Origin of the sequence: Pseudomonas brassicacearum (genome assembly GCF_003732225.1) — a bacterium.
Taxonomy (GTDB): Bacteria; Pseudomonadota; Gammaproteobacteria; order Pseudomonadales; family Pseudomonadaceae; genus Aquipseudomonas; species Aquipseudomonas brassicacearum_E.
Window position 1 is genome coordinate 46013 of record NZ_MOBJ01000004.1, and the last position, 10515, is coordinate 56527.

Here is a 10515-nt window from a genome sequence, read left to right on the forward strand (position 1 = left end):
GCCTTTTTTATTGACCGTGGTATGGCCTTCGCGAGCAAGCTCGCTCCCACATTAGTCCTGCGAACATAGATCCATTGTGGGAGCGAGCTTGCTCGCGATGAGGCCCTGTCTGACGACGCTGAAGTCAGACCCGGTAGGTACTTTTGGTCATGACCTTGGCCATCAGGCTCATGCCGAATTTCACCGGCGCCGGGAAGCGAAAACCCCCGGCATCCAGCGCGCTTTCGGCGTGCTGTTCTTCGTCGATGCGCATTTGCTCGAGAATGGCCCGGGACTTCTCGTCTTCGGCCGGCAGTTGCTCAAGGTGTTCGTTCAAGTGTTTGCAGACTTGATCTTCAGTTGCCGCGACGAAACCCAGACTGACTTTGTCGCTGATCAGCCCGGCGACGGCACCAATGCCGAACGACATGCCGTAGAACAGTGGATTGAGAATGCTGGTGTGGCTGCCCAGTTGGCGGATGCGCTGTTCGCACCAGACCAGGTGATCGATCTCTTCCTCGGCCGCATGTTCCATTGCCTCACGCACCTGCGGCAGCTTGGCGGTCAGGGCCTGGCCCTGGTACAGCGCCTGGGCACAGACTTCGCCGGTATGGTTGATGCGCATCAGGCCGGCGACGTGCCGGGTGTCTTCGTCGCTCATTTTCGCTTCTGGCTGCACGATGGCTGGCGATGGGCGATATGGCTGGCCACTGAAGGGCAGCAAAGTGCGCATGGCGGCGTCGGCTTGCAACAGAAGACGGTCAATCGGCGAGTAGTGACGTTGGGTAGTCATGCTGACCTCCGGGAAGAATCTCGGCGGCCAGTTTACCGCAATCGGCCGGGTAAGGTTTGCGCTGGGTCATGTAGGCTGTTTGCACCTGAAGCAAAAGATCGCAGCCTGCGGCAGCTCCTACACTATCCGTCTGTAGGAGCTGCCGCAGGCTGCGATCTTTTTGAGCGAAAATACAATCAGCCCGGCGGCCAGTGCATCTGGCGCTGACCCAGCACGTGCATATGAATGTGGTAGACGGTCTGCCCACCCTGTTCATTGCAGTTCATGACCACGCGAAAGCCTTCTTCGCAGCCCAGCTCCAGTGCCAGGCGTTGGGCAGTGAACAGAATATGTCCGGCCAGTGCCTTATCGTCCTCGGTGAGGTCGTTGAGGGTGCGTACCGGTTTTTTCGGGACTACCAGAAAATGCACGGGCGCCTGCGGGGCGATATCGTGGAAGGCCAGGACCTGGTCATCCTCGTAAATGATCCTGGCAGGTATTTCTCTGTTGATGATCTTGGTGAACAGAGTATCCACAGCTGTTTCTCCATTGTGTTGGTCCGGGCTGAGTGTACTGAACGGAGCAGTCCCGAGCCCAGACTTTTACGTGGTTGAGCGCTCAGCGCGGGCAATACGCCTTGTTGACCATGCCCACGATGGTACGAGTCAGCCAGCGCGAACCGAAGCGCGGCAACAGCGCGAACCAGCGATTGCGGCGCCCGGGAATGATGATCGCGCGGTTCTTCTCCAGCGCACGCACCGTGTACAGGGCCACTTCCTCGGGGCTCATCAGCAGTTTGCTGTTGGCCAGTTTGTCGGCGTTCAGTTGCGCTGTGCGAAAAAACGCCGTGCGCGTGGGGCCGGGGCAAAGAACCGAAACCTTGACCGCGCATTTTTTCAGCTCTACCCGCAAACCTTCGGAGAAGTGCAGTACATACGCTTTGCTGGCGTAGTAGGTACTCATCCATGGGCCTGGATTGAAGGCCGCCATCGATGCGACGTTCAAAATCTGTCCGCCGCCCTGCAAAGCCATGCTGTTGCCAATGGCGTGGCACAGGCGAGTCAGGGCCAGGATATTCACTTCGATCAGGTCTTGTTCGGTCATCCAGTCCTGCGCCAGAAACGGGCCGCAGGTGCCGATACCGGCACAATTGACCAGCAGGTCGATCTGTCGGTCACCCTCTTCGAGTTCCAGCAGAAAGCCGGACAGGCGCAGCGGTTCACCCAGATCGCAAGCGCGAAACAGCACCTCGACGCCGAAGCGCTGGGTCAGTTCGATGGCGATACTTTCCAACTGATCACGTTGGCGGGCCACCAGAATCAGGCTGCGGCCGCGTCGCGCCAGCGCTTCGGCCATGGCCAGGCCGATGCCGCTGGAAGCGCCAGTGATCAGAGCGTAACGGGTCATGCAATTCTCCATCGCAACGGCTCGCGGCCTGTGGACAGAGCTGTCACAGATACCGAGCGCGTTTATTGTTTCTCATAGTCTACAGGGGGCTGAGCTGCTTTCGCCGCATCGTCTGCTTCAACCGCGTCAGGCGACTCGCTGCTTTCATAACGGCTGGTCGAGGTGCTTTCGTATTCTTCGGTAATAGTGCTGAGGCCGCCGGCAAGCCCACCGACAAAGACCACCGCGATCACCACCAGCCACAGCCCGCACAGGACTTTCACGGCCGTGCTGTTAGGCGGCTGCGGCGCGCCATAGCGATTAGCCCCGATGTTTCCTGGCAGCACCGCCAACGCGATCGGAAACAGGCCGCCGATAAAGGGCACCAGGTTCAGAAACCATAGCCAGCCGGACCAGCCAAGATCGTGCAGACGTTGCACGCTGATGGTGATGTTTATGTAGAGGTACGCCACGATCGCCACGACACAAACAATCGCGCTAAGCACCATTTGATTGCCGGCCAACAGGCTGAGCCCAAAAACGCCGGCGATAGCACCAATGACCAGTAGCGCGGCCAATGACCAGGCGAGATAACGCAGGCGACCGATTCGACCCTGCACACCAAACACCTTGAGTTCGGAAAACTCTGGCAAGGCTTCGCCAACGGGCGCGCGAGGAGGGTTGTAGGGTGATTCGTTGTCGCCGAATGCGGGTGTCGTGTAAGGGGGCGGGGGTGATTCGTGAACGTCGGTCAGATTGAGCTCGATCGACGGTTCGGCTTCGATGCGTGCATCGATGCCGGTTTTTGACAGGGCATTCAGATAAGTTTGTGCATCTGTGTGGGACAGGCCGCGTTTAAGTGCGACAGGTTTTCCGCTGAACAAGCGTTCGATGGCCGAGACGTCGCTTTTGAACAGCTGGGCGAGATTGAGTTTCGCGGTGGTGATGTCGACCCCCGGAAGCAGGGCACCCTGGAAGACGATCTTGAAACGATTTTCGCTCATGCCGGGGCATCCTTGTCGCGAGTCTATGTTCGGTACCCAGCAGTTTAAGCCAGCCAGAATCGGCTGGCCAAACCTTGTGCGTCAGCGCGGCCAGCGTTTGGGCAGTTGGGCTGCGAGTTCTTGCGCCTTGCGGTATTCGGCGTCCAGCCGTGCAACCAGTTGATCGACACTCGGCAGGTCGTCGATTTCACCCACGCCCTGGCCTGCGGACCAGACGGTTTTCCAGGCTTTGGCTTCATCGCTCAAGGGTTTGAGCTTGGAGCCGAAGTTGACTTCACCCTTGCCTTGCAACGCGTCTACGTCAAAACCGGCGTTTACCAGGCTTTGGCGCATGAAGCTTGCCGGAACGCCAGACACCACTGGAGTATGGACAATGTCGGCGGCCCTGGAGGTCAGCAACATCTCTTTATACGCTTCAGGCGCGTGGCTTTCGGTGGTGCCGATAAAGCGTGTGCCGAAGTAGGCCAGATCCGCACCAAGCAGTTGCGCAGCGAGAATTTCGTGGCCGTGGTTCAGGCAGCCAGCCAGCAGCAAGGTTTTGTCGAAGAACTGACGAATCTCGGCAATCAGTGAAAAGGGGCTCCAGGTTCCGGCGTGACCACCGGCGCCGGCGGCAACGGCGATCAAACCATCAACGCCAGCCTCGGCGGCTTTTTCTGCATGACGACGGGTCGTCACGTCATGGAACACCAGGCCGCCGTAGCTGTGTACCGCATCGACCAGCTCTTTCACCGCGCCAAGGCTGGTGATCACGATCGGCACTTTATGCTCGATGCAGATCGCCAGATCCGCTTCCAGCCGCGGGTTGCTGTGGTGAACGATCAGGTTCACTGCATAGGGTGCCGGGTTCTCCAGTAGCGCCAGGCCCGCTTCGATCTCCTCCAGCCAGGCTTTGAAGCCGCTGCTTTCACGCTGGTTCAGCGCTGGAAAGCTGCCGACCACGCCATTGCGGCAGCAGGCGAGCACCAACTGCGGATTGGAAATCAGGAACATCGGCGCCGCCACGACAGGCAGACGCAAACGTTGTTCGAGCAAAGCGGGCAGCGACATTGGAAGTACCCCGATAAGGTGCGACTGATTAAGATTAGAACGGCCGTACGACGACCAGAATTACAATAGCCAGCAATATCAGAACTGGCACTTCATTGAACCAGCGATAAAAGACATGGCTGCGGGTGTTTTCGCCACGGGCAAAACGTTTTACCTGCGCACCGCACATGTGGTGATAGCCGATCAGGATCACCACCAGGGTCAACTTGGCGTGCATCCAGCCGCCTTGACCGAAGTACGCGCTGGGGTTGAGGCTGATCAGCCAGATGCCGAAAGCCAGCGTGGCGATCATCGCCGGGCCCATGATTCCCCGATACAGTTTGCGCTCCATGATGCTGAAGCGTTCCTTGCTGATGCTGTCTTCACTTTGCGCGTGGTAGACGAACAGGCGCGGCAGGTAAAACAGGCCGGCAAACCAGCAGACCATGCTGATGATGTGAAGCGCTTTGAGCCACAGATAAAGCATTTTTGGTTATTCCCAGGTTCACGGTAGCCCGAATAGTAGAGGCTTGAGCCTCCGTACGTCACCTTGACGGTTGTCGCAGGGCGGTGCGCGTCCTATTATCGACGGCTTTCCAGTGGGTTCGTTGAGGGCAGGTTTATGGTCAAGGTCGGTATCGTCGGCGGCACGGGTTACACCGGGGTTGAATTGCTGCGTCTGTTGGCACAGCATCCGCAAGCTGAAGTGGTAGTGATCACTTCCCGATCCGAGGCAGGCCTGGCTGTTGCCGACATGTACCCGAACCTGCGAGGCCACTACGACGGCCTGGCGTTTAGCGTTCCGGACATCAAAACCCTCGGTGCCTGCGACGTGGTGTTCTTCGCCACTCCGCACGGCGTAGCGCATGCACTGGCCGGTGAATTGCTGGCGGCCGGGACCAAGGTCATCGACCTGTCGGCAGACTTCCGTCTGCAGGACGCGGACGAGTGGGCCAAGTGGTACAACCAGCCGCACGGTGCTCCAGAACTGCTGACGGAGGCGGTTTACGGCTTGCCGGAAGTCAATCGCGAGCAGATCAAGCAGGCGCGCCTGATTGCGGTTCCGGGTTGCTACCCAACCGCCACGCAACTGGGCTTCCTGCCGTTGCTTGAAGCAGGTCTTGCCGATACGTCGCGCCTGATCGCTGACTGCAAGTCGGGTGTCAGCGGCGCTGGTCGCGGCGCCAGCGTCGGTTCGCTGTACTCCGAAACGTCCGAGAGCATGAAGGCCTATGCCGTCAAAGGGCATCGTCACTTGCCGGAGATTCGCCAGGGGCTGCGCCGCGCTGCCGGCAAGGACGTCGGTCTGACTTTCGTTCCGCACCTGACGCCGATGATTCGCGGTATCCACTCCACGCTCTATGCCACCGTGGTCGACCGCTCGGTGGACTTGCAGGCGCTGTTTGAAAAGCGTTACGCCAACGAACCGTTCGTCGATGTCATGCCTGCTGGCAGCCATCCGGAAACCCGTAGCGTGCGGGGTGCCAACGTTTGCCGTATTGCGGTACATCGTCCACAGGACGGCGATCTGGTGGTGGTGTTGTCGGTGATCGACAACCTGGTCAAAGGCGCGTCGGGTCAGGCGGTGCAGAACCTGAACATCCTGTTTGGTCTGGACGAGCGTCTGGGCCTGTCCCATGCAGGCATGCTGCCTTAAGGCTTTATCCCGCTCAGCAAACAGGCCCGTTGAACGGGCCTGTTTGTATTCCGGGCTGACAATTGTGTTGATTGATATACCGTAACAATAGTTGACCGATTTTCTGGGAGAAGCGGATAATGCGCGTCATCACGCATTATGGCGGCGTAACGCCGGGAGATAGTCAGCATGAGCGTCGAATCCTTCACCCCCACGGCTTTGCAATTCACCCACGGTGCCGCGCACAAGGTGAAGAGCCTGGTCGATGAAGAGGGTAATGATCGCTTGAAGCTGCGCGTATTCGTTACGGGCGGCGGTTGTTCGGGGTTTCAGTACGGCTTCACATTCGATGAAGAAGTGGCCGATGACGACACCATCGTCGAGCGCGAAGGCGTCAGCCTGGTCGTAGATCCGATGAGCTTCCAGTACCTGGCAGGTGCCGAGGTGGATTACCAGGAAGGTCTGGAAGGTTCGCGTTTCGTGATCAAGAACCCGAATGCCACCACGACCTGTGGTTGCGGCTCTTCGTTCTCGATCTGATCGCACTTCAAAGCATCACTAAACGCCGCATGGCTTCACGGCTTTGCGGCGTTTTACTGTCCGGGATTCAGGCGGGGTAGATGGCGCCGAGAACGCGTAAACCACGAGCGCCGGTGACGCTCGGGCGATTGGCCGGGATGTTTTCGAGGCAGCAATGGGCCAGCCAGGCGAAGGCCATGGCTTCGACCCAGTCCGGGTCTACGCCGTAAGCCGCGGTGCTGCTGACCTTGGCGTTTGGTAGCAGGCTGGCGAGGCGGGCCATCAGCGTTGCGTTATGGGCACCACCGCCACAGACCAGCAGCTCTTGCGTATCGGCTTGTGCGGCTTGCAGCGACTCGACGATGGTCAGCGCCGTCAGCTCAAGCAACGTGGCCTGTACGTCCTGTGCAGCAAATGCGGGCAGGCGCGCCAGGTGTTGTGTCAGCCATTGCAGGTTGAACACTTCGCGGCCGGTGCTTTTCGGGCCCTTGGTCAGGAAGAACGGGTCGCTGAGCAAGGCCTTCAGCAGAACAGGTTCTACGTTGCCGCTTGCGGCCCACAGGCCGTCACGGTCGAAGGTTTCGCCGCGTTGCTGGTGAATCCAGGCGTCCAGCAGGACATTGCCTGGGCCACAGTCAAAGCCTGAGACGGGTTTGCCGGTCTCGATCAGGCTGAGATTGCTGAAGCCGCCGACGTTCAAGACTGCGCGGTTGCCGCTGCGCTCTTCAAACAAAGCTTCATGAAACGCTGGAACCAGCGGTGCGCCTTGCCCGCCGGCAGCCACGTCGCGGCTACGGAAGTCACTGACGACGGTGATTCCGGTCAGTTCGCTGAGCAGCGCGGGGTTGCCGATCTGCACGGTAAAACCGCGTGCAGGCTCGTGGCGAATGGTCTGTCCGTGGCTGCCGATAGCCCGCACATCGTCCGGTTTCAGCTGTTGATCTGCGAGAAGGGTATTGATGCCCTGGGCGGCCAGTTTCACCCAGTTTTGCTGGGCGATGGCGCTGCGGGCGATCTCGTCAGGCCCGCTGGCGCACAAGCCAAGCAGCTCGGCGCGCAGGGATTCGGGCATGGGAATGTAGTGTGTGGCGATCAGTTTGATCGCCACGGCGTGTTCGATCAGGGCAATGTCCAGGCCATCAAGGCTGGTACCGGACATCACACCTATATAGAGCGCCATGGCTTAGCGCTTTCTCGAAGCCAGCAGGGTGGTTTTCTCTTGCTCCATGCGCGCCATCAGCGGCTGGCTTTGTTGCAGGAAGCGCGCGCGCTCAGCCTTGGCGATCGGGTCGGCCATCGGCAGCTTCTGTCCCAGCGGGTCGACGTGAACGCCGTTGACCTGGAACTCGTAGTGCAAGTGTGGACCGGTAGAGAGTCCGGTAGTGCCGATATAACCGATCACTTGGCCCTGCTTGACGTTGCCACCAGTCTTGATGCCTTTGGCGAAGCCCTGCATGTGGCCGTAAAGCGTGCGGTAGGTGTTGCCGTGCTGAATGATCACTGTGTTGCCGTAACCGCCGCGGCGCCCGGCCAGCAGCACTTTACCGTCACCGGCCGCCTTGATTGGTGTGCCGCGAGGCGCTGCGTAGTCGACGCCTTTGTGCGCGCGAATTTTGTTCAGAATTGGATGCTTGCGGCCCATGGAGAAACGCGAGCTAATACGGGCGAAGTCCACTGGCGTACGAATGAACGCCTTGCGCATGCTGTTGCCGTCGGCCGTGTAGTAGCTGCTGTTACCTTGTTTGTTGGTGTAGCGCACGGCGGTGTACGTCTTGCCGCGGTTGGTGAAACGGGCGGAAAGAATGGGGCCATTACCGACAGCTTTGCCGTTGACGACTTTCTGTTCGTAGATCACGTCGAACTCGTCACCCTGGCGAATATCCTGGGCGAAGTCGACGTCGTAGCCAAACACACTGGCCATGTCCATGGTGAGGCTATGGGACAGGCCGGCACGCGCTGCGGATTGCGAAAGCGAGCTGTTGATCACGCCGTGAACATAGGCGGAGCGCACGGTTGGTTTGGCAGTGATGCGGTTAAAGGTATAGCCCTTGGCGTTTTTGCTCAGGCTGATGCTTTCAACGTCGCTGATCTTGCTGTGCAGATTGGTCAGCTGGCCATCGTGGCCCAGTTCGAACTCGAGTTTCTGACCGTGTTTAAGCTGGGTGAACTGCTTGGCTTGCTTGTCGCTGGCCAATATATCGTGCACTGAAGCGGCCGGGAGCCCGACTTTTTCGAACAGTGTGGAGAGGGTGTCGCCCTTGGCAACGATTACTTCCCGGTGGCCAGGCGCTTTCTTCTCTTCAACGACCGGTTCCGGGGCCGCTTTAGCTGTTTCCTTGGTATCGTCGGTGCTGTCTTCGATCTGGGCGAATGGAGATTCGACCGGCTCGTTTGTGGCTTGAACGGCGTCAGCAGCGTCTTGATCTTGTGTCAGTTGTTCTGCAGGGCGTTCCAGTTCAAGGCTCAGGGTTGTCTTTTTGGCTTCAACGTCGCTGGAAGGGAATACCAGGAGCGCCAGGCTGAGGAGTGCGGCGATGCCGCTCGCCGCGAGCAGATGAGTCTTCGGATAAAGCGGCGGCGCTTTAGACGGTTCTGTGGTCATAGGTAATTTGACTTTGGAAAAGATGAATTGGAAAAGATGAATGACATGATGAAGATGAAATAACTGTATAAAATATAACCAAATCATCTCTTAAGCAAGTCGCGAATGCTCTGTTCGTGGATTGGTGTCCGTGCGCCGGGCAAAACTTGTAATTGGTGCGCGATCTTGTATGGTTGGTTCCCTTTGAATCTGAGCCTTGCGGGTCTGTTATGAAGTCGGTTGAAGAGCAGCTAGCGCTGATCAAACGTGGTGCGGAAGAACTGTTGGTCGAGTCCGAGCTGATCGAGAAGCTCAAGCGCGGCCAGCCGCTGCGTATTAAGGCTGGCTTCGATCCGACTGCGCCGGATTTGCACCTGGGTCACACGGTGCTTATTAATAAACTGCGTCAGTTCCAGGAACTGGGTCACCAGGTGATCTTCCTGATAGGTGACTTCACCGGGATGATCGGTGATCCGAGCGGCAAGAGTGTTACCCGTCCTCCGTTGACGCGTGAGCAGGTTCTCGAGAATGCCGAGACCTATAAGACTCAGGTGTTCAAGATTCTTGATCCGGCGAAAACCGAAGTGGCTTTCAACTCCACCTGGATGGATCAGATGGGGCCTGCGGACTTCATTCGCCTGACTTCGCAATACACCGTGGCGCGTATGCTTGAGCGCGACGACTTCAGTAAGCGCTATACGACCAATCAGCCGATCGCTATTCACGAGTTTCTGTATCCACTGGTTCAGGGGTATGACTCGGTAGCGTTGCGCGCGGATGTCGAGTTGGGCGGTACTGATCAGAAGTTCAACCTGCTGATGGGGCGTGAGCTGCAGCGCAGTTATGGTCAGGAGGCTCAGTGCATTCTGACCATGCCATTGCTCGAAGGGTTGGATGGCGTGAAGAAGATGTCCAAGTCGTTGGGCAACTACGTCGGTATTCAAGAAGCGCCGGGCGTCATGTACGGCAAGCTGGTTTCGATTCCTGATGTGCTGATGTGGCGCTACTTCGAATTGCTCAGCTTCCGCTCCATGGATGAGATCGATGCGTTGCGTGCTGATGTCGAAGCTGGCGCCAATCCGCGAGATATCAAGATCAAGCTGGCTGAAGAGATTGTTGCGCGTTTCCATGGTGAAGAAGCTGCGGCGAATGCTCACCGTGCTGCGGGTAACCGTATGAAGGAAGGCGAGCTGCCGGATGATCTGCCAGAGATCGAGCTGACTGCTGCTGAGGATATGCCGATTGCAGCTGTGCTTAATAAAGCAGGGCTGGTAAAGAACTCGGCGGTCGCGCGCGACCTGCTCGGTTCTGGCGGCGTGCGTATAGATGGTGAAGTGGTTGATCGCACCTTTATATATGCGCTGGGCGCGACCCATGTTTGCCAGGCCGGAAAGAAGGCATTCGCGCGTATTACGCTTAAATCCGAGTAAAGCTGGAATTAGGGGTTGACGGCAGATTCTGGAAGTCTATAATTCGCCCCACTTCCGGCGCAGTCGAAACGGAAAACTCCTTGGTAAACAAAGAGTTACGCAGTTTTCGGCAGCGGTTACGCTTCGGTTCATCGAGGCCCGAAGGAGTTGATAAGGCAGTGTGTTTTCGCCTTGTTGAC

The 10515-nt window shown here is 58.2% G+C and carries 11 protein-coding genes; 3 read left to right on the plus strand and 8 right to left on the minus strand.

Annotated features, from left to right (window positions below; all coding sequences use genetic code 11):
* Nucleotides 1-124 precede the first annotated feature (124 nt).
* The 6 genes from coq7 to hemJ form a co-directional block, all read right to left on the minus strand.
* Nucleotides 125-772, minus strand: coding sequence for a 2-polyprenyl-3-methyl-6-methoxy-1,4-benzoquinone monooxygenase (coq7, locus tag BK659_RS05585; RefSeq protein WP_123424117.1), 648 nt, complete (start codon nucleotides 770-772; stop codon nucleotides 125-127).
* Between the two features lie 176 nt (nucleotides 773-948).
* Complete coding sequence (locus tag BK659_RS05590; RefSeq protein WP_040064873.1) at nucleotides 949-1287, minus strand: histidine triad nucleotide-binding protein; 339 nt, start codon at nucleotides 1285-1287, stop codon at nucleotides 949-951.
* A gap of 82 nt (nucleotides 1288-1369) precedes the next feature.
* Nucleotides 1370-2158, minus strand: coding sequence for an SDR family NAD(P)-dependent oxidoreductase (locus BK659_RS05595; protein ID WP_123424118.1), 789 nt, complete (start codon nucleotides 2156-2158; stop codon nucleotides 1370-1372).
* A gap of 62 nt (nucleotides 2159-2220) precedes the next feature.
* Nucleotides 2221-3141 carry a DUF805 domain-containing protein gene (locus tag BK659_RS05600; RefSeq protein ID WP_123424119.1) on the minus strand — a complete coding sequence of 307 codons (921 nt, stop codon included), beginning with the start codon at nucleotides 3139-3141 and terminating at the stop codon, nucleotides 2221-2223.
* A gap of 81 nt (nucleotides 3142-3222) precedes the next feature.
* Nucleotides 3223-4191, minus strand: coding sequence for an NAD(P)H-dependent flavin oxidoreductase (locus BK659_RS05605; RefSeq protein ID WP_123424120.1), 969 nt, complete (start codon nucleotides 4189-4191; stop codon nucleotides 3223-3225).
* A gap of 34 nt (nucleotides 4192-4225) precedes the next feature.
* Nucleotides 4226-4657, minus strand: a complete 432-nt coding sequence (gene hemJ / locus BK659_RS05610; protein WP_123424121.1) for a protoporphyrinogen oxidase HemJ — start codon at nucleotides 4655-4657, stop codon at nucleotides 4226-4228.
* A gap of 135 nt (nucleotides 4658-4792) precedes the next feature.
* Between hemJ and argC the strand changes: the two genes are divergently transcribed.
* Together argC and erpA are read left to right on the plus strand one after the other, a co-directional pair.
* Nucleotides 4793-5827 carry an N-acetyl-gamma-glutamyl-phosphate reductase gene (gene argC, locus BK659_RS05615; RefSeq protein ID WP_123424122.1) on the plus strand — a complete coding sequence of 345 codons (1035 nt, stop codon included), beginning with the start codon at nucleotides 4793-4795 and terminating at the stop codon, nucleotides 5825-5827.
* 168 nt (nucleotides 5828-5995) lie between these two features.
* The gene (gene erpA / locus BK659_RS05620; RefSeq protein WP_007906865.1) at nucleotides 5996-6346 is read left to right on the plus strand and encodes an iron-sulfur cluster insertion protein ErpA; all 351 of its coding nucleotides are present in this window, start codon (nucleotides 5996-5998) and stop codon (nucleotides 6344-6346) included.
* A gap of 67 nt (nucleotides 6347-6413) precedes the next feature.
* Here erpA and BK659_RS05625 read toward each other — a convergent pair whose 3' ends face one another.
* Nucleotides 6414-7505: an anhydro-N-acetylmuramic acid kinase gene (locus BK659_RS05625; protein WP_123424123.1), complete on the minus strand. Its 1092-nt coding sequence runs from the start codon at nucleotides 7503-7505 to the stop codon at nucleotides 6414-6416.
* A gap of 3 nt (nucleotides 7506-7508) precedes the next feature.
* Nucleotides 7509-8927 (minus strand): peptidoglycan DD-metalloendopeptidase family protein, encoded by a 1419-nt coding sequence (locus tag BK659_RS05630; protein WP_123424124.1) that lies wholly within the window; start codon nucleotides 8925-8927, stop codon nucleotides 7509-7511.
* A gap of 209 nt (nucleotides 8928-9136) precedes the next feature.
* Here BK659_RS05630 and tyrS point away from each other — a divergent pair, with 209 nt between their 5' ends.
* Complete coding sequence (tyrS, locus tag BK659_RS05640) at nucleotides 9137-10336, plus strand: tyrosine--tRNA ligase (RefSeq protein WP_123424125.1); 1200 nt, start codon at nucleotides 9137-9139, stop codon at nucleotides 10334-10336.
* The last annotated feature ends 179 nt before the right edge of the window (nucleotides 10337-10515 follow it).